Annotated in this window: 17 protein-coding genes; 7 read left to right on the top strand and 10 right to left on the bottom strand. The window is 37.2% G+C overall.

Going from position 1 to position 22,592, the window contains the following annotated elements:
* Nucleotides 1–43: 43 nt before the first annotated feature.
* The 3 genes from PL9214_RS04100 to PL9214_RS04090 form a co-directional block, all read right to left on the bottom strand.
* On the bottom strand, nucleotides 44–556 hold the full coding sequence (locus tag PL9214_RS04100; RefSeq protein WP_072717582.1) for a DUF29 family protein: 513 nt from the start codon (nucleotides 554–556) through the stop codon (nucleotides 44–46).
* 34 nt (nucleotides 557–590) lie between these two features.
* Entirely contained in the window at nucleotides 591–1,109 is a 519-nt protein-coding gene (locus PL9214_RS04095) for an ARC6/PARC6 family protein (protein WP_072717581.1), read from the bottom strand.
* Between the two features lie 156 nt (nucleotides 1,110–1,265).
* Nucleotides 1,266–2,609 (bottom strand): adenylate/guanylate cyclase domain-containing protein, encoded by a 1,344-nt coding sequence (locus tag PL9214_RS04090; protein ID WP_072717580.1) that lies wholly within the window; start codon nucleotides 2,607–2,609, stop codon nucleotides 1,266–1,268.
* A 90-nt stretch (nucleotides 2,610–2,699) separates the two neighbouring features.
* On the opposite strand from PL9214_RS04090, the gene PL9214_RS04085 reads away from it, so the two are divergent.
* Both PL9214_RS04085 and PL9214_RS04080 read left to right on the top strand, forming a co-directional pair.
* Nucleotides 2,700–4,067 carry a 16S rRNA (cytosine(967)-C(5))-methyltransferase gene (locus tag PL9214_RS04085; protein ID WP_072717579.1) on the top strand — a complete coding sequence of 456 codons (1,368 nt, stop codon included), beginning with the start codon at nucleotides 2,700–2,702 and terminating at the stop codon, nucleotides 4,065–4,067.
* Nucleotides 4,068–4,134: 67 nt separating this feature from the next.
* Nucleotides 4,135–6,897: a CBS domain-containing protein gene (locus tag PL9214_RS04080; RefSeq protein WP_072717578.1), complete on the top strand. Its 2,763-nt coding sequence runs from the start codon at nucleotides 4,135–4,137 to the stop codon at nucleotides 6,895–6,897.
* A gap of 6 nt (nucleotides 6,898–6,903) precedes the next feature.
* Here PL9214_RS04080 and PL9214_RS04075 read toward each other — a convergent pair whose 3' ends face one another.
* The 7 genes from PL9214_RS04075 to PL9214_RS04045 all read right to left on the bottom strand — a co-directional run bounded on the left by PL9214_RS04075 (nucleotide 6,904) and on the right by PL9214_RS04045 (nucleotide 18,292).
* Nucleotides 6,904–8,913: a PP2C family protein-serine/threonine phosphatase gene (locus PL9214_RS04075; RefSeq protein ID WP_072717577.1), complete on the bottom strand. Its 2,010-nt coding sequence runs from the start codon at nucleotides 8,911–8,913 to the stop codon at nucleotides 6,904–6,906.
* 36 nt (nucleotides 8,914–8,949) lie between these two features.
* Nucleotides 8,950–12,435, bottom strand: a complete 3,486-nt coding sequence (locus tag PL9214_RS04070; protein ID WP_072717576.1) for an AAA-like domain-containing protein — start codon at nucleotides 12,433–12,435, stop codon at nucleotides 8,950–8,952.
* 8 nt (nucleotides 12,436–12,443) lie between these two features.
* Nucleotides 12,444–14,093, bottom strand: a complete 1,650-nt coding sequence (locus PL9214_RS04065; RefSeq protein ID WP_072717575.1) for an AAA-like domain-containing protein — start codon at nucleotides 14,091–14,093, stop codon at nucleotides 12,444–12,446.
* 474 nt (nucleotides 14,094–14,567) lie between these two features.
* A complete protein-coding gene (fumC, locus tag PL9214_RS04060) occupies nucleotides 14,568–15,971 on the bottom strand; it encodes a class II fumarate hydratase (RefSeq protein WP_072717574.1) in 1,404 nt (467 codons plus the stop codon).
* A gap of 47 nt (nucleotides 15,972–16,018) precedes the next feature.
* Entirely contained in the window at nucleotides 16,019–16,648 is a 630-nt protein-coding gene (locus PL9214_RS04055) for a tetratricopeptide repeat protein (protein ID WP_072717573.1), read from the bottom strand.
* Between the two features lie 80 nt (nucleotides 16,649–16,728).
* The gene (locus PL9214_RS04050) at nucleotides 16,729–17,214 is read right to left on the bottom strand and encodes a DUF1822 family protein (protein ID WP_072717572.1); all 486 of its coding nucleotides are present in this window, start codon (nucleotides 17,212–17,214) and stop codon (nucleotides 16,729–16,731) included.
* 283 nt (nucleotides 17,215–17,497) lie between these two features.
* Nucleotides 17,498–18,292 carry a pentapeptide repeat-containing protein gene (locus PL9214_RS04045; protein ID WP_245824170.1) on the bottom strand — a complete coding sequence of 265 codons (795 nt, stop codon included), beginning with the start codon at nucleotides 18,290–18,292 and terminating at the stop codon, nucleotides 17,498–17,500.
* Nucleotides 18,293–18,480: 188 nt separating this feature from the next.
* On the opposite strand from PL9214_RS04045, the gene PL9214_RS04040 reads away from it, so the two are divergent.
* The 5 genes from PL9214_RS04040 (at nucleotide 18,481) to PL9214_RS04020 (ending at nucleotide 22,507) form a co-directional block, all read left to right on the top strand.
* A complete protein-coding gene (locus PL9214_RS04040) occupies nucleotides 18,481–18,870 on the top strand; it encodes a hypothetical protein (RefSeq protein WP_072717570.1) in 390 nt (129 codons plus the stop codon).
* A gap of 136 nt (nucleotides 18,871–19,006) precedes the next feature.
* A complete protein-coding gene (locus PL9214_RS04035; RefSeq protein ID WP_072717569.1) occupies nucleotides 19,007–20,446 on the top strand; it encodes a DUF5009 domain-containing protein in 1,440 nt (479 codons plus the stop codon).
* 4 nt (nucleotides 20,447–20,450) lie between these two features.
* A complete protein-coding gene (gene cobU / locus PL9214_RS04030) occupies nucleotides 20,451–21,029 on the top strand; it encodes a bifunctional adenosylcobinamide kinase/adenosylcobinamide-phosphate guanylyltransferase (protein WP_072717568.1) in 579 nt (192 codons plus the stop codon).
* A gap of 51 nt (nucleotides 21,030–21,080) precedes the next feature.
* Nucleotides 21,081–21,737, top strand: a complete 657-nt coding sequence (locus PL9214_RS04025) for a SanA/YdcF family protein (protein WP_072717567.1) — start codon at nucleotides 21,081–21,083, stop codon at nucleotides 21,735–21,737.
* Nucleotides 21,738–21,862: 125 nt separating this feature from the next.
* Nucleotides 21,863–22,507 carry a transaldolase family protein gene (locus tag PL9214_RS04020; RefSeq protein ID WP_072717566.1) on the top strand — a complete coding sequence of 215 codons (645 nt, stop codon included), beginning with the start codon at nucleotides 21,863–21,865 and terminating at the stop codon, nucleotides 22,505–22,507.
* Nucleotides 22,508–22,592: the final 85 nt, after the last annotated feature.

Here is a 22,592-nt window from a genome sequence, read left to right as displayed (position 1 = left end):
GATTTAATGTCCTTCTTTCCAAGGGATTCCTTGATTTTAATAATTAATCGGAAAACCAATTTTCTGCTCCGGGTAATTGAGCTAAATTATTATCAATACTATCCGGTAAATTACGCGAAGAAGAGTTATAGGTTAATAGAATTAACTGTTTTGCAATTTCCAGAATTTGAGTTTTATCAATTTGTTCGATTAATTGATGAGGTTTGAGGGTTCCATTTAACACTTCAACACTCGCAGGACGAATGGATGCAGCAAAGGCTTCATCTAATAAATCATCCCATTCCTCTATTTTTAGATAGTGGGATTTTTTATTGTCTTGTAGATTCAGATCTTGAATTTGGATAATAGAATCAGAAATAGACGCAATCCAAGAATTAGTTAATCGTTGTTCAATTTGGTTTTTAATTAAATGAATGATTAACCGAATTAAAAAGGATTTAATCGTTCTTAAAATGGATTTGCGACTCATTCCCTCAAGTTCATCAATAATGATTAACGCTTCCTCATAGCGTTGTTCTTCGATGCAAGTCCTTAAATCACTGAGTTCTTGTACCATAATTAATGACTGGTGATCGCTATTTTTTAAGGATTTAATTCAGAACTTGAGAGTTAGCAATTTTCCAAATCCCATCCCAATTCTCTAAATTATAACGAACTGTTTTGGTATTAAAGCTACTTTCGGAAACTTTACCATTACTGTATAAAGTCGTATCTTCTGTCACTTTAACTTGGATGGTAGCTTTATTTCCCGATGCTGCAAATTGTTCGATGGATTCAACTTTCTGCACTCCATATTCATAGTGAGAATTATTTTGAATTAAAAAATCAATCGCTTTTAAAGTGTCAGCACATAACTTACCTGTGGTTAAATTTAGAACAATCTCACGGTCAAAGGGAGAAGCAAAAATTCTGGATTTAGCATTTAACCATTGTGTGACTAGATCGGCGGCTTGTCCAATGGTAATTGATGCAGTATTTTGGGCTATTTCAGTTACCGTTGGTGAGTCTTGTAAACCCGAAATTTCATTTTCTGTTAGGGTTTTAGCTTGAACAATCTGACCCATACTCAAGGACAGGATTAGAGTTAAGGCTAATAGCGTTGCTTTCATAGGTTTGAGTCCATTCTGTTCTAACCAGATTAATAGTCTTAATTCTGATTGTCTCTAAGAATAACCACAACCGTCAAGACCTGTTTTTCGGAAATTCTAATCCTAATCCTGAGTGTCTGATCTGGATAGGTTTATGTATTCAAGGGTTAATGAATGCTAACCCGAACCCCTTGAGTCTGTTTTCCCTTTTAATAAATAGGTGGTCATTTCTCCCTTCCCTTTAACTAAAATTGTCCCTCGTTTTTCAAATTGGTATTGTTTTTTCAAGGCTAAATAAGTAGTTTCTGTGACTTGAATTTCATCGGTAAGTCCATGAGATTCCATCCGACTTGCTAGATTAACCGTATCTCCCCATAAATCATAAATAAATTTCTTAATTCCAATGACTCCCGCCACCACTGGCCCGGTTGCAATTCCAATTCTAATATGAAAATTTTGTTGAGTTTTGACATTAAATTCTTTCAGGGTTCGTTGCATATCTAAAGCCATATCTGCGATCGCTTCTGCATAATCATCATGGGGAATGGGTAAACCGGAAACCACCATATAAGAATCCCCGATGGTTTTAATTTTTTCTAGCCCATGTAATTCGGCTAAATGATCAAATTCCGAAAAGATTTGATTGAGTAAATTAACTAATTCAGCCGGATTAAACTGTCCTGAAAGTTCCGTAAAACCCACAATATCGGCAAATAAAACGCCTGCATCGGTAAAACTATCGGCAATGGTACTAGGTTGTAGTTTTAGCCGTTGGGCAATGGAATGGGGTAAAATATTTAAGAGTAAACTTTCGGAGCGTTCCTGTTCTTCTTTAACTAGATCATAAGCTTTTTCTAAGGCTTGACGAGACTTAAATTCCGAACGCGCTAACCGATCATATAAATACACTGAAAGATTGCAAATTAAACAAATCCAAAATAAATACAGAGATAAGAACTCTGCTGTCATCCAAGGGGCTGGAAGAACCAGTTTTAAATTAAATAAAATTTGGCTTCCGTGATAATAGATCAAAACCCCTAATTGAGAAATTAAATGTAAAGGCCAATAAACCGGAATTAATGTAGCTTGAGAAAAAAACATTAACGGCCATTCAATAATGGAAGCAGTAGCAATTCCGTTTAGGTTTTCTCGAATTTGCGGGGTAATTGTGACGACCCAAGATAATAACAGAAACATTAACCCCGGATATTTCATCCCCAAGGGAGTTCGCAGCAGGACTAAACCAATAATTAAACCTAACTCAGCGACGACTTGTGTGGCTAACCAGGACGGCTGGAAATGGTCGGGATCAAAGAAAAAATTGTTAATTTGTGAAAGAGTAAAGGTAAAATAGGAAATCAGAGCTAAAGTAAAACCTAAACTTAAACGTTGGTAAAGAAAATGCTTTCGCCAATCGTCATAAGTTTGAGCTTTAGTTGGAGCTAAATTTGAAGAAAACTTCTTGAGGTTGGTTTGAATAAATGCACCAATTTCTGATAGTCTTGAGTCAGTTGTAGTCATGGTTTATTTGGGGTTTCAGCTATGAGTTCAATACAATCTATCTGGGATAAATTATTGTCCAATTAAGTTGAATTGAGTGTTAAAATAACTGTGAATAATAATCCGCGCCAAGTTGCATTTTTAGCTCTCCGAGACATTAACCGACGGGGTGGGCTGGCTGATGTGGTTTTAGATCAATGGCTTCGTCAATCTGATTTATCGGATATTAACCGACGCTTAACCACCGAATTAGTCTATGGCTGTGTTCGTAGAAGGCGATCGCTCGATACCTTAATCGATTACTTAGCTTCTAAAAAATCCCATCAACAGCACCCGGATATTCGTACTATACTACATCTTGGTTTTTATCAAATTTGCTATCTCAATCAGATTCCCAATTCGGCTGCGGTAGATACCAGTGTGGAATTAGTTAAACAAAATGGCTTAACGCACTTTAGTGGTTTTGTGAATGGGATATTAAGACATTATATTCGAGAGCAAGGAAATTGTCCTTTAGAAACACCTGATTCTATTTTTACCTGTTTTGAGTTACCCCAAAATCCCATCGAAAAATTAGGAATTCTCTATAGTTTTCCTGACTGGTTGATTCAATTTTGGTTAGATAGTTTAGGATTAGAAGAAACAAAACAGCTTTGTACTTGGTTTAATCAATCTCCCCCCCTTGATTTAAGAATTAATTTGTTAAAAACAACCTTAGAAACAGTAGAATCTGAATTTAAAGAAAGGGGAATTGCAGTTCATCGAATTTCTGGACTTTCTTTAGGATTAAGATTAACGGGAAGTGTCGGTGCAATTCAAAATTTACCCGGTTATGATCAAGGGTGGTGGTCAATTCAAGATAGTAGTGCTCAATGGGTGAGTTATTTATTAGATCCAAAACCTGGAGAAGTCATTATTGATGCTTGTGCCGCCCCCGGAGGAAAAACCACCCATATTGCTGAATTAATGCAAGATCAAGGTAAAATTTTAGCCTTTGATTCGATTAAATCTCGATTAAAAAAAGTTCAGCAAAATTCAACCCGATTACAACTCAATTCTATCCATCCTCAACAGGGAGATATTCGGGAGTTAAAAGGTTATTTTGAGGTTGCAGATCGGCTATTATTAGATGCACCTTGTTCGGGTTTAGGAACGTTACATCGGCGGGCGGATGGACGCTGGAGACATGATCCTAAAAATATTAAAGAGTTGTCTCAACTTCAATCGGAGTTATTAGAAATTACCCAAACTTGGGTTAAACCGGGAGGCTGTTTAGTTTATTCTACCTGTACCCTCCATCCCCAAGAAAATGAAACCTTAATTCAAACCTTTTTAAGCCAACATTCTAATTGGAAAATTTTACCTCCTCCTGGGAATTTTACCCTTTCTCCTGAACCAGAAGGCTGGATTAAAATCTGGCCCCATAGACAGAATATGGATGGATTTTTTATGGTAAAATTAATGAAAGAGCCAACTTAATTAAAATACATCCGCCACCCCACTTAACAGGCAAGATGCCTGTTCCACACACCCTACTCCTAATTTTATGCACTTAATTTTATGCCATACAACTGTTGATTTTGATGCTTTGGGTGCGGCGGTGGGACTGACTCGAATTTATCCCGGAAGTCGAATAGTATTGTCCGGGGGAAGTCATCCGGCGGTGAGAGATTTTTTAGCGTTTTATCGAGATGAATTTCCTTTAATTGAACGTCGGTCAGTTAATCCCAATAAAATTCATTCAATTACTGTGGTTGATACCCAAAGTTGCGATCGCTTAGGAAAAAGTGCAGAATGGTTTAAATTAGCCAATTTATCAACCATTAGAATTTATGATCATCATCCCGATATCAAATCCGATATTCCCGCTACAGAAACCTATATTGAAGCCGTGGGTGCCACCACAACTTTAATTGTTGAACAATTACAAATCTTCGCTCAAAATTCTGCTCAACCGGTGGTTTTAAACACAGCAGAAGCAACGGTAATGGCGTTAGGAATTCATTTAGATACAGGGTCTTTAACCTTCCCCCATTCCACTGCGAGAGATGCCATGGCGTTAGCTTGGTTAATGCAGCAAGGGGCAAGTTTACCTGTGATTTCAGAATATGTAGAACCGGGTTTACCGCCTAAATTACAAGATTTATTAACCCTGGCATTAGACCAACTAAAAAAATCAACCATTCGAGGATATACTGTTGCTTGGGTATTATTAAAAACCGATGAATATGTGCCCGGTTTATCCAGTGTTGCGTCTGAATTAATCGATTTAACTGAAAGCGATGCCTTACTCTTAGGACATCAATATGGCAAAGGAGAAGGGGATCGATTCAGTATTATTGGACGGTCTCGAATTGAGAAAACAAATCTCAATGAATTGTTTAAACCCTATGGCGGTGGAGGACATACCCGTGCTGCTTCAGTTAGCTTAAAAGACGGTAATTTTTCGGAAATTTTAAATCAATTAGTAGAACAATTAAAAGCACAAATTCCTCACCCACCAACAGCAAAAGAATTAATGTCTTCTCCGGTGAGAACCATTCGTCCTGATACTTCTGTAGAAGAAACCCATCGAATTTTATTACGCTATGGTCATTCCGGTCTATCAGTCGTTGATGAACAAGATCAATTAGTGGGAATTATTTCCCGGCGAGATTTAGATATTGCCTTACATCATGGGTTTAGTCATGCACCTGTTAAGGGATATATGACCCCGCAATTAAAAACCATTACCCCGGATACAACTTTACCCGAAATCGAATATTTAATGGTGACGTATGATATTGGACGGTTGCCAGTTTTAGATCAAGGAAATTTAGTTGGAATTGTCACCCGAACTGATGTTTTAAGGTTACTCCATCAACAGCAACGTCCGCAAAAATCCCCCTTAAAAGGGTGTATTCCGGGGGTAACTTGTTCCACCTTAGAAGAATTATTACAAGAACGATTAGCAACGCCGTTATTAACCTTATTAAATCATCTGTCTTTTTTAGCACAGAAACGGGGCTGGCAGGTTTATTTAGTTGGCGGTGCGGTACGGGATTTACTATTAGCAGAACCCGAAACAACGGTGGTATTAAGTGATATTGATATTGTGGTGGATGGATGTTATGGAAATACGAATTATAATGGAGATAATCTATCTTTCAGTTCTCCCGCCGTAGAATTAGCCATGGATTTACAAAAGCATTATCCGGCTGCGCGGTTAGATGTTCATGGACAATTTCAAACGGCTGCTTTATTATGGCATAATGATCCAATTTTAGATTCTCTTTGGATTGATATTGCTACTGCGAGAACCGAATTTTATCCCTATCCGGCGGCAAATCCAGAGGTAGAAGCGAGTTCAATTCGTCAAGATTTATATCGACGAGATTTCACCATTAACGCCTTAGCTTTGCGGTTAACGCCTCCCCTGGTTGGAGAATTATTAGACTTTTTTGGGGGAGTTTTAGATTTAGAACAACGAAAAATTAGAGTTTTACACTCTAATAGTTTTATTGAAGATCCGACTCGAATTTATCGTGCGGTGCGGTTCGCGGTGCGTTTAGGATTTGAAATTGAAACTCAAACCAAAGAATATATTCGTTATGCCATTAGTAGTGGAATTTATGAAAAACAACGGGAAGAAAGTAATAAATCCTTTGATCAAAATCGTCGAGTTCCGGCGTTAGAAACCCGTTTAAAAAGTGAGTTAAGATATATTTTACAGTCTCACTATTGGAAGCGATCTTTACAACTTTTAGGAGAATTAAAAGCCTTACGGTGTATTCATCCAACCTTAGAATTAAGTCCCCAGTTATGGCAACAAATTCGCTCTGTAGATCGCTGTTTACAACGGTTTGATTCCCAACGAACCTTAACCCATTGGGAAGTTCGCTTAGAAGTGTTAATTGCCTATTTATCTCCCCAATATCGAGAAAAAGTAGCTCAAACTCTTCAATTACAGATTGAAAGTATTGAACGGTTAAAAAATTTAGAACCTGCTCAAGATAAAATTTTGGAAACCCTTTCTCAAGCTGAAAAAAATAGTCAATTTTTCTGGTTATTTAAACTTTATAGTTTACCGATGTTAATTTTAATCGCTATTCATTCAGATCGAAAAGTTAGACGACACATTTGGAACTATTTAATCCAATTGCGGGAGATTAAACCTGCTTTAAATGGGAATGATTTAAAAGCCATGGGATATAAACCGGGTCGTCAATTTAAACAAATGTTAGATGATTTATTAACAGCAACATTAGATGGGGAAGTCTGCGATCGCACGTCTGCGGAAGCCTTTTTACAACAGAATTATCCGTTATAACTCTTACTATTTTTGCTTCATAACCACCAAGGTAATATCATCATAAACTTTATGTTTACCAATGTGCGATCGCACGTCATTAATCACCGCTTTACGAATTTCTGAGGCGGTTAAATGCCAATGTTGTTTGACAATTTCACAGAGTTTTTCTAAGGAGTAAAATTCACCTTGATGATTTTCAGCTTCCGTAATTCCATCGGTATAGAGAACAACGCCATCCCCTGGGTTTAATTTAATATTGATAGAACCAATAAAATCAGTAATATCGGCTTCTAAACCAATGGGGAATCCTAAATCCATGGTATCAATTCTTTCAATAACCGGATGATATTTGCTATCCGGTTGCAATTGCGATCGCACAACGATCATTTCCTCATGTTGACCACAAATGCTGAGAAATCCATTATAATAATCAATTAAAGAAAAGGTTAAATTCTTATCGGATTTCATGCGTTGAACATTATCATAAATCACGCGATTCAAGGTATTTAAAAACTGGATGGGGTCAGTTTCATTGTTAGTAGTTAACGTTCTGACTGCTGTTTGTACCATTAACATTAAAACCCCCGATTCTAACCCATGTCCGGTAACATCTCCAATGCCAATTTTAACCATCCCATTATTATATAAAACATCATAATAATCTCCCCCCACCTCATCTGCTGGTTCCATATAACCTGCAATATCTAAATGGACAATTTCTGACAGTTCTCGGTCATTGGGTAAAATCATTTTTTGCAGTTGACGAGTTACTTGTAACTCCGCACTCATGCGAAGATTTTCTGAGGTTAACTGTTGATTCAGGGAGGTAATTTCTTGATTGGCTTTCACTAAAGCCACAGCCAGATTATTAAAGGATTGAGCGACATCTGCTAATTCATCTTGATTCTCCAGATATAGGGTTTCATTCATTTCCCCCGCAATCATTTTTTGAGACGCAATACTAAGACTATTGACCGTTTGCATCACGGATTGGTAAAATCCAATAAATAAATAAATCACGATTAATAATGGGATTAAAACTAAGATCCCTAAAAACAGTTGTCGAGCCATAAAACCCTGAACCCGACGCTGTAATAAGAAATCTAATTCATCAATGGTCAGATCCCACAATCTCAAACTTTGTTGTATATTTAATTCAGCATTTTGGGCATATTGTTGTATGTTGGTCGTATCCCCTGTTCTAATTATATTACTCAGCCCATTATTCAAGGTTTGAATATTATCGGTGAGTAAATTTAATTTTTCTCCCAATTTAGGTTGGAGATTTCCCGCCGGATTATGATTAAAAGAAACCTCTAGGGAACGCTTGAGTTTTTCATTATAATTCGTTAATAATCCTGAAAGGGTGGTAATCGTCCAATATTCTTTTGGAGTTAACTGTTGTTGATCTCGTTGGCTAATATCTTGACTGATCAAGAGAATATCGACTAAAATTTTATGAATTTCTGGTAATTTTAATAAGGTTGTATCCATTAAATAATAGGTATCTAAATCAGGATCAAGAATTAAATTAGATTGATCTCCCACTTGAAACCGAAGTTGATTAATTTGTTCTAAAATCAAAGAAGAATAGACTTTTTGAGTTTGTAAACTCCACAGTTTTTGATTTTCTTCTAAGGTTCTCCAACTGTCTTGAAGCTCTTTAAATAAATTCGTTGTTAATAATTTATTCCCAATTTTATTATCTAGGTTTTCTAAGGTTTTAATCTGATCTGTAATGTCTCGTTTCAGTTGTTCTAATTGAGCTTGATCTTTCCCGCTCAAATTCGGGTTAGCCATTAATAATTGAGCTTGATAGATTTTAGGATAAAGTTGCCGTAGAGGACGGAGATAGAGAGTTCCTAACTGCTCCTGAGTCGCAAAATCAATCCGAGTCTGGACTTCAGAAATTAACAAATACATCATCAAACTTAAAGGAATAATAAAAATGCAGCTAATCAAAACAAATTTTTGAGGATATTTAAGTTGATTAATTACAGAAATAGCGGGTTTAAAAAAATTAATTATTTTCATAATTAACAATGATACTTTTGGCAATCAAGCACTTTTTTAGTCGCATAAGCTTCGATCACTTTCTTCAACTTCAGGAGAAGTTTTTAAATAATCTTTTACCCAATTACAAGCATATTGTAATTCGTTGAGGCTACGAATTTTTTTTAAATCCCAGAGGATAACAGTGCTATCATCTCCTCCTGAAATCACGGCATTTTGATCAGCCGTAAAATCTACACTATCAACAATCCCTTGATGTCCGGGTAAAGTTATGATTAATTCCCCGACTAAATTCCATAACTTAACCGTATTATCAATACCTCCGGTGGCTAGAAATTGTCCATCACCACTAAACGCCACTTGTGTTAACCCTCGACTTTGACCCGGAATAGTGGTGATGGGGGTTCCATCCCGTTTCCAGAGTCGCAGAGTATCATCCAGACTCACCGATGCGATCAAATTTCCCAGGGGACTAATCGCTACACCCCAAACGGCCCCTTCATGTCCTTTTAAGGTGGTAACAGCTTTTCCCTCCGGTGTCCATAACTTCACGGTTCCATCTTCACTCGCAGAAGCGAGAATCTGACCATCGGGACTAAACGCAAGTTTCCAAATTCTTTCCGTATGAGCATCCACGCTATGCAGCAGTTTCCCTTGAAGATCCCAAAATTTCAGGGTGTGATCATCCCCTCCAGAAACAATCATTTTGCCATCGGGACTAAACACCGTTGAAATCACAAGGGATTGATGGCCTTTGAAGGTTCTCAATCGTTTTAGGGTCGGGGGGTCAGTGTCCTGAATTTCATACAACTTAACCTCTGGTGTTCCCCCGCCAGCAATCTTACGACTATCGGGACTAAAGGACGCACCCCGCATCATTTCACGCAAAACCTGAATTAGGGTTCCATCCCGATACCAAAATCGCAGAGTCTGAGCTCCGGTTGAAAGCATCCAGCGATTATTGGGACTAGCCTGCACAGTCCAAACCGTATCTTGATGTCCATAGAGCGGTTTTAATAAATAAAGATTGCGTTGCCAGAGTTTCACGATGCCATCATCACTGGCGGAAGCAGCCATCAACCCATCGCCACTGAGTGCCACATCTCGAATCACCGCTTGATGTTTTCTTAAGGTACGAATAAAAGTCCCGTCGGATTTCCACAGTTGAACCACATTATCCTTACCACTGGTAACAATATATTGACCGTTTTCGCTACAATCCACCCCCAACATGACATTATTTCCCACGAGAGTTTTAATTAAGGTGCCATCAACATTCCACAGTTTAGCGGTGTGATCGGAACTCACGGAGACAAACAGATTAGTCTGGGGACAAAACGCCACATCCCAAACGGTTTTTTGATGACCGGTGAGGGTGTGGAGTAATTTTCCGGTTCGACTCCACAGTTGCAGGGTTCCATCCCATCCCGTACTCACCAGAGTTTGACCATCTTGATTAAAAGCGACATTCCACACGGCTTGCTGTTGGGTCTTGAAGGTGTGTAGGAGTTGGAAGGAATCAACCGACCATAATTTAACCGTCCCATCGCCACTGGCTGAAGCAATCACATCCCCCTGACGACTGAAAGCAATCCCCCAAACGGGTGCTGAATGGGCTTTAATTTGTCTAACGAGGGTTCCATCTACTTGCCAAAGGTTCACCTGACCGTTTAAAGTGGCGGCGACAACTTGATTGCTATCAGGACTGAAAGCCACCCGATGTACAGTAGCGTCATTTTTTAAGGTTTTCAGTAAAGTTCCATCTCGTTTCCACAGTTTGACTGTTTTATCGTTACTTCCTGTGGCAATCAGTTGACCATCAAAACTAATATCAACGGTTAATACCCCTCCGCGATGTCCAATTAAACGGTTAAATTCATTTGTACCATACACTACTTGTCTCAAAGATTGTTCAACTTTAGCAGTAAATAGAGGATCAACTTCTGGAATTTTTTGCAGATATTTTTTGGCTTTAATTCCATCGATTAAAGCATCTAATTGATGATCCGAAGCAAATTTTCCTTCTGAAGAAGAAATTAAAGCTTTAATTTCATTCAATCTCGCTATTTTTTCGTTACTTCTGGCAGTATAAAAGTTATTTAACACTTCAAAACCTAAGAGGAGAACGGTTATTAACCCTACAGTAACCACACCGAGTAAAACCCGTTGTAGTTGAGCAGTTTTACGTTCCTCAGCTATTTTAGCTTCCACAGCTTTTGCCCGTTGTGCTTCTAAACTTTTTTGTGTTTCTTGTCGATCTAAAGCTTCACTTTGATTGAGAAATTGATAATCTAAATCACTTAAACTTTTATCTTTTGCCCAATTTTGAGCCTCAATCAAAGCTTGTCCCCGTAACAAACGAGAATTATCTTGTTTTTGCTGGGCAACCCAGGCTTCTAGGGATTGAGAATAGGGGCGTAGGCTGCTTAATTGTTGATTAACCCACTCTAAATTAAAGATCAGTTTATAAAGGCAATTTTTAACCTTTAAAAATCCATTTTCAGGAATGACTAAACCAGATAAAAGTAGTTCAATTTGTTCTTGACTTCCATCGCAGGGAATAGCAACTCCTTGTAGAATTTTTTGATACATTCCCAGTAATTTACCGATGCGATTTTGATAGAAAAATAGGCGATCTCGAATGGTTCTTAAGTGTTCGGGTTCATCTTGAAATTCCCAACTTTCAATAATTTTAGTTCGGGCTAGAGACTCAATCCAAAAGGATTCTAGTCCGGCGGGAATAATGATTTTTTGAGAGCTACTACTTTGATTAATCGTTTGGATTAATTGGCAGAATTTTTGAGTTAAAAAGGGTTGTCCATTTGTCCAATTTAAAATTTCGCTTAAGACCGCTTGAGGTCGTTCAGAATAGGGCGTTAATCCCTGGGCTAAAGGTTGAGCTTCATGGAATTGAAAACCTTGTAAAAAAATTGATTTGCCAATATTAAAGGGAGTCCGAGTTTTATCGGTAATTAAATCCGGTGGAGTGGCGACTCCAAAAATTGCAAAGGTTAGACGATTATATTCAGAATAAATGGCTCGGTTGTTATAACAAAATCGAATCAAAGCAAAAAAATCATCAACGGAAAATGGTAAACTCAAAATATTATCAATTTCATCAATAAAAATAATAATTCTTTTTTGAGGAAAAAATTCAAATAATAAACGCTCTAAAAAGTTGCTAAATCGTTGGGAAAATGAAACGTTTTCCTGAGTTGTCCACCAGGCTTTAAAATTAAATGTGTTGAATAAATTAAATCCTAATAATAAGCTAGTGATCGCTCCTTTATACCATTGAAGCGGCGTTACAGATTCACTCCCAATTTGGGTCATATCCAACGTTGCACAAACATAACCTTCCTGTTTCATCCGATAAAAGGTTCGGACTAATAAAGAAGATTTTCCCATTTGTCGAGCATTGAGAACATAACAAAATTCTCCCGCTTTTAAGGCTTCATATAATTCTGTATCCGCTTGGCGAACCACATAAAATAAATCATCATTACTGAGACTACCGCCGACACGATATCGATAGATTGTCATTCTTTTAATCAATATCTAAATTGCAAAAATGAACTCAATTGCACTTGATCTCTGCCGTTTCTTTTAGATTCATATAAGGCTTCATCGGAGGCTAAAAATAACGAGCCAATATCATTAGTATCAACACCGGGAATTGTACTGGCTACGCCGATACTAATTGTAACAATCGGTGCTGGACGATTGGGCAATTGTTCTGTGTCAAAGGGAAGCGCTAAAGTTTTGAGATTCTCACGAACTGCTTCCGCAATATATAGCGCTCCTGTTGCGTCTGTTCTCGGAAGGATAATCACAAATTCTTCACCCCCATAACGAGCCACTAAATCCCCCGGACGTTGAACAACATTACGAATAGATTGAGCTACTTTTTTTAAACATTCATCTCCCATTTGATGACCATAAGTATCATTATAAATTTTAAAATGATCAATATCACATAAGATTAAAGATAAGGGAGCAATTTCCCGCATCATTCGTTTCCATTCAATATCTATACAGTGATCAAATTGCCTACGGTTAGCGACTTCTGTTAAAGGATCAACATAAACTAAAGCTTTTAAAAATTTATTTTCTTGTTGAAGTTTTCGTAATTTATTGGTATTTTCTGGCTTTTCATTTAACAATTGCCACTGAAAATAAAGACGATAAAGTTCACAAGAACATAGGCAATAATTTCCTTGTAAATTGACTAAACCTAAACTATACAATTGATAGGCAATGAGCGGTTCAATTTGAATACTTTCTGTTGTTGTTGCTACTCGTTTCATGGCAATAGCAAGTTCAGGTTTTTGTTGAAGGCTCAACGAGAGAGATTGCAAATGCTCTCGATAAATTCCTGTTAAGGTTGGAGAGGTATTTAATAAGTCATCTATGCTAATGAGATCATAGCTTAAGTGATAAAGCGCAAGATGGACTAAATAGGGATGTCCTCCGACTAAATTGGATAGTTTTTTAATATGATTATCTGTTAAATTCAGTTGATAACGTTGTGCTAAGTCCTTAACTTGTTCAAGGGTAAATACAGGTAATTCAATCGCTAAACCAATATTAAAGGGAGATTGATGAATATTTAAAGATACATAAACTTCTGTGGACTGAACTAAAATAAAGTGAACCTTTTGCCAAAGTTGAGTTTGTTTTCCTTGCTCATACCAAAATCGAATCAGAGGGAGGAAATCTTGACTAATATTTTGATACTCAAAAACTCGATTTAATTCATTAAAAGCCAAAACGATAGAGGAATTGATTTGGGGAAAAATATGACTTTCTAAATAAACTGTAGAACTGACTTTACTCCCAATATCATCATCCCAATAATCGCTTAATTGAGGTTCAATTTTCAATTGTCGAGCGATATTAATACACAGCCACTTCAAAAATTTATTAGGATTCTCAAAAATGGCACTATCCGCTTGGAGAAAATCAATTGAAACCGTCTTATATCCCAAACTTTCAGCATAGTTTAGGAGTCTCAAAATAAAAGAACTCTTCCCCATTTTTCTAGCAGCTTTTAGTCGGAGTAAGCTCCCCGATTTTTGAATCTCTGCATAGCCTAAATTTTCGCAAGGAAGGCGTTGAATATAAAATTTAGAATCTAAAGGAAGTGGACGATCAGGAAATTCAATTGTATCTCTAGGGACAAAAGTTGGGTTTAAAGACATAATAAATACATTATTAATAAAAGAAATTTTGTTGATAATGAGTTGAAAAATAGATGAGTTTTAAATTCAAGTTTGATTCCTCGCTAGTTTAGATTGTTCTGAGGTGATCAACAATATCGTTTGGGTTGATCGGTTTACTCTAATGGCGAGCTTAAGTCTTAAAGTTAAAATTTTTATCCTTTGGGCTTGATAACGTGTCAAAACTCGACTCACATCCTAGGTTTTCAGGGTTTTTGTTTGATTTAGGCGACGTGATTGTGATTAGCGAGTAAATTTTAGTATAGTCTACATTTACTATAGATCCTTATTTTCGTAAATTCAATACCTTTTTTTAAAAGGGGTGAATAGAAAAAAGCAGACTCATCTTTAAATAAATTAAAGCTAATCTTCTCTGAAATAAAAAAATAACAGGATGATAAAAGGAAATAGGGTAAAGGCTATTATTGATGAACGACCCATCCCTACTCCCGCTTTTTAAAGGTTAGGATATGCCATTTTATAAGGATCTACAATGGCATCAAATTCTTCACTAGAAATATATCCTAATTCCAGACAAACTTCTTTTAACGTCAGATCTTTTTCTAAAGCAATATGGGCAACTTGGGCTGCATTATCATAGCCAATTTTAGGAGCCAAAGCCGTCACTAACATTAAAGATTGTTCAACATAACTATTAATTTTTTTACGATTAACTTGTAATCCCATTAACAAGAAATCTGTAAAGTTATGGCAACTATCTGATAAAATAGCCACGGATTGCAAGAAGTTAAATATAATCATGGGTTTGAATACATTTAACTCAAAATGTCCTTGGGAACCCGCAACACTAATCGCGGTATCATAACCCATCACTTGTGCGGCTACCATTGTCATGGCTTCACATTGGGTGGGGTTGACTTTCCCCGGCATAATAGACGAACCGGGTTCATTTTCAGGTAATATTAATTCTCCTAAACCACAACGGGGGCCACTGCCTAAAAATCGAATATCATTAGCAATTTTCATTAAAGAACAAGCTAAGGTTTTTAAGGCTCCACTTGCCATCACTAAGCCATCATGAGCCGCCATAGCTGCAAATTTATTCGGGGCAGAAATAAAGGGTAATCCGGTTAATTGACTAATGCGATCGGATACCTTTTCAGCAAATCCTTGAGGCGTATTTAAGCCAGTTCCAACGGCTGTTCCCCCGATGGCTAATTCATATAAATCCGGTAAAATCATCTCCAGCCGCTTTAAATTTCCATCCAATTGCGCCACATAACCGGAGAATTCTTGACCTAACGTTAAGGGAACTGCATCTTGTAAATGGGTTCTACCAATTTTAACAATATCGGCAAATTCTTCGGCTTTTTTGTGTAATTCATCCCGCATTTTTTTGACACTGGGAATTAACCGTTGTGTAACAGCAATGGCTGCTGCAATGTGCATTGCCGTGGGAAATGTATCGTTAGAAGATTGAGACATATTAACATGATCATTGGGATGAATCGGATTTTTACTGCCTAAAATTCCTCCGGCTATTTCAATAGCTCGATTCGCAATGACTTCATTAATATTCATGTTCGATTGGGTTCCACTTCCGGTCATCCAAACTCGCAAGGGAAAGTGATCATTGAGTTGACCCGCAATGACTTCATCGGCGGCTTGAATAATTAATTTTGCTTTGTCTGCGGGGAGTTTTCCTAACTCTTGATTCGTAATTGCAGCGGCTTTTTTAAGGATACCAAAGGCAGTGATTACTTCCTGGGGCATTAAATCATTGCCAATGCTAAAATAATAAATAGAGCGTTGGGTTTGGGCTCCCCAATAGCGATCGCTCACTACTTCAATTTCTCCCATACTATCGCATTCTTTGCGGGTGGGTTGCTGGGTTGTCATGTTAAGATTTTTCTCCCTTTAATCGAGTTGGTTCTTGAATTTAAAAATTATTGAGCCGTCCGATTTAAGACTTCTTGAATTTGTTGTGCGGCTTTATTATTTCCCTGTTGTGTATATAAAGTTAAGGCTTTATTCCAAGCATTTTTAGCTTCGGCGATGTTCCCTTTTTTCCAGAACGCTTCCCCTAAATTTTTTAAGGCTTCTGCATAGTCAGCATTAATTTCTAAGGCTTTTTGATACTGTATGATCGCTTCATCCCATTGACCTTGAGTGGCTTGTAAAAAGCCTAAAGCATTATAAGCTAAAGCATATTTAGGATTAAGGCGAATCGCTTCTTGATAAGCTTGAGTGGCTTCCTCAATTTTGCGTTGATAAAACAAAGCATTTCCGAAATAAAAATGATATTTGGCTTCTTCAGGTTGAGCTTCTACTAATTGACGAAAAATAGTTTCAGAAGCTGCATAATTTCCAGTTTTATAAAGTTGAATTCCTTGGCGAAGTGCAGCTTGTCGGCTTTGCTTTTTATCTAAACGTTGCTGTTCTGCTTCATTGGGTTTACCTCGAAGCTCCTCAGCAGTCGGTAATTCATTTTGAGATCGGGCAAAGGTTGGGAATAAAAGAATAATTCCCACAATCATCGTTTGCACCAGTTTTGCACGAAACAGATTTTTTTTCATATAGCGGTTTTAATCAGAAATTGTTTCCTAATGGATTGAGTTAATGCTTGATTATAATTGAAGTTGCAATTCAAAGCAAGTTAGAATCTTCTCAGGCTTAAATTAATCAAATCGAGTAAAGCATCCAGGGGTTGTAATTGACACAGGGGGATTTCTGTTCCCTTAACTTGTTCAATAAATCCTAAGAGTTTTCCTGCTTTAAACTGTTCATCTAATTCGACAACAACATAGCCAATTCGATCTGACCCAACTTCCATCGGAATAGGACAAGTTTGAGATCCCATTTTAACCGCACGGCATTCTAATTTTCCTAAATGAGGAATCAATAAATCGGCACTATTTGCCACTAATCTCACAACGGAATTCCAACTATCACTCTTAAGTAAATCTGTTTCGATTCCTAACAGTTGTAAAAAATCATAAACCACTAAAACTGCAAGGGTATTGTTAAAGACTTGTTCGGCTTTTTCGAGGGTAGGTTGATGTTGAGAAAAGCGTTGAGCTAGGCGTCGGTTTCTTTGGGGAATTGGTAAGATAATAGAATCTCCTCCAGTGGCATATCCCATAATTTAAAACTCTGGAAAACTACAAAATTAAGGATAAAAATACCCTTGATAATGAGCGCAAGTCTCTACAATAATCTGTTGCAATCCTATTGATAAATCATCCATTCTTAATTTTAACCCTTCCTGAAATCCTGAATGTTTATTTAATCATTTGTCAGGATTAATTTCCATAATTACTACATCTTTTTACAAAACTTTAAAACTCCGTCGGAGGAGTTCTGCCCATCATAACCCCATGTAAGTTAAATAGAGGTAAGTGATGGGCGTAGCTCATCTTAAATGCCTAACGGGGGTTTTCTATTTCCGGTTGAAAGAATAAATCTTCAGCTTGTTTTGAAGCGGGAGAAATCACACAATTAACAACATTACTAACCACACAAACAACAGGGGCTAAATCCGTTCCTTGTAAAACCGTTCCTTTTAATATAGTTTGAGATAATTCTGCCCGATCAATGTTAGTATCTGCTAGAATTGTAGCCGTTAAGTTAGCACTTTCTAAAGCAGCCCGATCCAGATTTGCTCTGCGTAAATCTGCTCCTAAAAGATTAGCACGGGTGAGATTTGCTGCTTCTAAATCACTATTAAATAAAAAGGCTTGACGCAAATCAGCATTTTCTAAATTGGCTTGGTTAAGATAGGATTCACTCAGATTTGTACTAACTAAACTGGCATCTCTTAAATTAGCTTTAATCAAATTGACTTGAGCTAAATCCGCTTGGGATAAATCCGCTTCTCTTAAATCAGCCCGTTCTAAGATAGTATTCCTTAAATTCGCATCAAATAAATTAGCCGCTGCTAAATTAGCTTGAGTTAAATCAGCTTTATATAAATTAGCTTGATTCAAATTCGCACTGCGTAAATCAACTCCTCTTAAATTAGCACCTTGTAATTGCGCTTTAAATAAATCTGCCCCTCGCAAATCAAACTGTTGCAAATTAGCTCCTCTTAAATCACATTCAGGACAACGATTTGTCGTTCTTAATCGTTGTAAATCGGATTCATTTTCTGCTTGAGCAACGGGGGCAAATCCTAGTGTAGATAGAATAACAGACAATGCTAAGACTTTAAGGTTCATCATCCTCACTCCATTTTTTTAGTATTATTGCTCAACCTGTTCAAAGCCTAGGGCTTGGGAATGGGTTAAGCATTTGCCCAAATTTTATCACAAACCCCAGGAGGGGCAAGTATTTTTCGGCTAAATGATTGCCATTTCAAAAAATAGGAGTAAAATTAAGCTGTAATTAACGTATTTTTTCAGGGTAAATTATGGACACCGAAACCTATGAGTTTAATGAATCCCAGAATCAACTGATTTTGGATTTGTCTAAAAAAATGCTGTTTGTGAGTTACTTCCTAATAGCCAGTGGAATATTGGGGGCTATTAGTGGCATCATCGCAATTATGCAAGGAGGATTTGGTGGGATAGTTCAGGGAGTCGTTTTATTGGTAACGGGAATTTGGACAATTAATGCTTCAAAAGCTTTCAAATTAATTGTAGAAACTCAAGGCAATGATATTGAAAACTTGATAGGTGCTTTGGGTCAACTGCGTAAACTTTATACGCTGCAATATTGGCTGTTTATGATTGCCTTAATTTTTATCGTAATCGGTTTTATTGCAGCAATTATTTTGGCTGTTTCTGGAGGCATTGGCTAATTTAATTAATGAATAATATTAGCTGATTTTAACTTTAAATTTCATCCGTACCCCCTTTCAATGATATTGTCTGACCTCACGAATTACTGAGCTAACTCTGGTCTTTTAGATTTAGCAAAACGTCAGATTTAAACCCATGCAATTAGCCAACTCTCCTTCTACAAAGACTAAACGAGTTGATGCGTTAGATGCGTTGCGAGGACTTGCAGTTTTAGCAATGGTATTATCCGGTGTAATTCCCTTTAATGGAACCTTACCTGCTTGGATGTATCACGCTCAATTTCCGCCACCAACTCATCAATTTAATCCAAAAATAGCGGGACTGACTTGGGTAGATTTAGTCTTTCCCATCTTTATTTTTTCATTAGGAACTGCTATTCCCATCGCCTTATCTCGGCGTTTATCTCAAGGATGGACAAATCTTGAAATCAGTTTAGGAATTATAAAACGGGGCTTTTTATTAGGAACTTTTGCTATTGTTTTACAACATTTTCGCCCAACCGTTATTAATCCTGAACCGAGTTCTGAAAAATGGCAACTCGCGTTAATGGGATTTGGAATCTTATTTTTAATGTTTGTTCAGTTACCTAGGGTTATTCCTAAATGGATTAATTTAGCGGTGAATTTAATGGGTTGGGGGGCTGCGATCGCTATTTTAACTCAAATTCAATATCCCTATAATGCCAAATTCCCTGAATTTTCTCTCTATCGAAGTGATATTATTTTATGGGTATTAACAAATATTGTTGTTTTTACCTCTTTTATTTGGTTATTTACCCGCAATCATCCCCAATTTAGAGTCGGGTTAATGGGGGTTTTATTCGCCTTGATTTTATCAAAATCAGCCGGAGGATGGATGAGCAATCTGTTATCTATTTCTCCTATTCCTTGGTTATATCGATTTGAATATTTAAAATATTTATTTATTGCTATCCCCGGAACTATAATTGGCGATAAAATCGTCATTTATACCCAAATTGAAGATGGATATATGCCGAAAACTTGGAACCGATTTCGCTTAGGGGGAATTGTGATTTTAATGTTACTAATGATTTTCAATTTAGTCATTGGTTTACAATCTCGTTTGCTCCCCCAAACCACCGGAATTAGTGTAATTTTATTAATTATTAGTTATTTCTTGCTCAAAAATCCTAGCCATCCCCTAGAACAGTTACTAAATCAAATGTATCAATGGGGACTGTATGGATTAATTTTAGGATTAGCTTTTGAACCTTATCAAGGAGGAATTAAAAAAGACCCTACAACAATGAGTTATTTTTTTATAACACTGGCGATCACTATTTTCCTGTTAATGATATTAACCATTTTCATCGATAGCTTTCACCAAACTCTCTGGTTTCAGTTATTCATCGATACGGGTAAAAATCCAATGATTGGTTATTTAGCCTTTGCCAACTTGTTATGGCCTATTTTAGAATTACAAGGCTGGACTCCTAAAATTGAAGCCTTAACAAATACCCCTATTCTGGGATTTTTAAGAGGATTATCTTATACTTTAATTATAGCATTATTTGTCAGTTTATGTACTCGATTAAAATTATTTTGGAAAACCTAATTTTATGCTGAATTCTGGATCGACCTCCTCTAACTTAATTGTTGTAACTGGCCCATCCCGTTCAGGAAAAAGTGAATGGGCGGAAACCTTAGCAATACAGTCTCAAAAACAAGTCATTTATATTGCAACTTCTCAGCATGATCCAACAGATGAGGAATGGAAAATGCGGATTCAAAAACATCAAAAACGTCGTCCGAAAAACTGGAAACTATTAGAAATTCCAATCGAATTAACCGCAACATTACAAAAAATATCCTGTCAAAATAATTGTATTCTTGTAGATTCATTGGGAACGTGGTTAGCCAATCTTCTTGATCAAGATGAAACAACCTGGGAAAATACTCAAAAACAATTATTACAAACCTTGCATGAAATCCCAGGAAATGTCATTTTAGTAGCAGAAGAAACGGGATGGGGAATTGTTCCCGCTTATCCCGTTGGTCGAACCTTTCGCGATCGCTTAGGGGCGTTAGTTCGTCATTTAGGGGCGATCGCCAACCGTGTTTATCTGGTGACAGGCGGTTATGTTTTGAACCTGACCGAATTGGGTTCGCCTTTAAACTCAGAATCGTCAAAAACCTGATACCCTATTTTTGAGTCAAACTTTGTCCCTGCTACGGTCAGCTTCAATTTTATGCCTAAATGGTTTGTGTTGCACTGGCGTTTTCTATGTTTATTAATTGCTTTGGGAACAATATTAACCCCATTTCTTTTGACAGTTTATATTAAAACAGTTACGAATAATCGCCGATATTTCAAAGTTGAACAAGTCCCTGATGAACCTGTTGCAATTGTATTTGGGGCGGGAGTTTGGGCTGATGGAACCCCCACACCAATGTTAGCTGATCGGGTAGAAGGGGCGGTAGAATTATATCGTTTAGGGCGAGTTCATAAAATATTAATGACGGGAGATAATGGCACTCCTGAATATAATGAAGTGGTGGCTATGCAGCAATATGCAGAACGTTTAGGGGTTCCCAGTAAAGATATTAAATTAGATTATGCAGGATTTAGTACCTATGAAAGTTGTTATCGTGCTAAAGTTATTTTTGGGGTAGAAAGAGCGGTTTTAATTACCCAAAAATATCATCTTCCCCGTGCTGTTTACACCTGTAATCAATTGGGGATAGAAGCAGTGGGTCTAGGAACACCGGACTGGGGGAAATTCAAGGATGATTCCATGAGATTTTACACCCAACGGGAAGTTTTAGCCGTCATTAAAGCGATTCTCGAAATCCATATTATTCGTCCTAAACCGACTTTTTTAGGGCCGTTTGAAGGAATGTCTTAATCAGTTATCAGTTATCAGTTATCAGTTATCAGTTAAGAAGTGGATAGTAAATTGACTCTGACGCTGATAAGGGATTACAGGTAACTAATAAGGGTTAATAGTTAACAGTCAACACGATTAAATTTATGGCTTTATATTTAGATTCTGCAATCATTTCGGAAGCACAAATTGTGAAAGAGTGGGGATGGGTGAAGGGAATTACCACAAACCCGACTTTATTAGCAAAGAGTGAATTATCTCCAGAAGAAACCTTAACTCAGTTAAAAAATTTAATTTCGGGAGAAATTTATTATCAATTAACCGCTTCGGATTTTCAAGAAATGGTTAGAGAAGGAATAAGAGCCTTTGAATTATTAGGAGAACAAACGGTTTTGAAGATTCCTGCCACAACCATTGGGTTTCAAGTTGTTGCTAATTTATCTCCAGAAATTCCTTGTTCTGTTACTGCGATTTATAGTGCTGCTCAAGCCGCCGTTGCAATGGAAGCAGGGGCAAAATATGCGATCGCTTATGTTAATCGTGCAACGCGATTATTAGGAGATGGAATTGCATTAGTTAAAGACATGGCGAATATATTAGATGGAAGTCCGACCAAAATATTAGCAGCCAGTATTAAATCTCCTGAAGAAGCCTCTGCAACTTTGCAAGCTGGGGCTTATCATTTAACATTACCTTTGGAAATTTTAACCGCCATGACGACCCATGAATTATCAGAAAAAACAGTGATAGAATTTAATCAGAATGGTGTAGGAATTGACTCAGGAAGTTAGAATAATTCTTAAATTATTTTGAGGTTTGGGCGAGAAGACCTCGCCCCGATGGACATCCTACAATAGAATAGAAAGTGTTGAATTC

This window comes from Planktothrix tepida PCC 9214 (genome assembly GCF_900009145.1).
In the GTDB taxonomy this organism is placed as follows: domain Bacteria; phylum Cyanobacteriota; class Cyanobacteriia; order Cyanobacteriales; family Microcoleaceae; genus Planktothrix; species Planktothrix tepida.
This window is presented reverse-complemented; position numbering and strand designations above follow the sequence as displayed.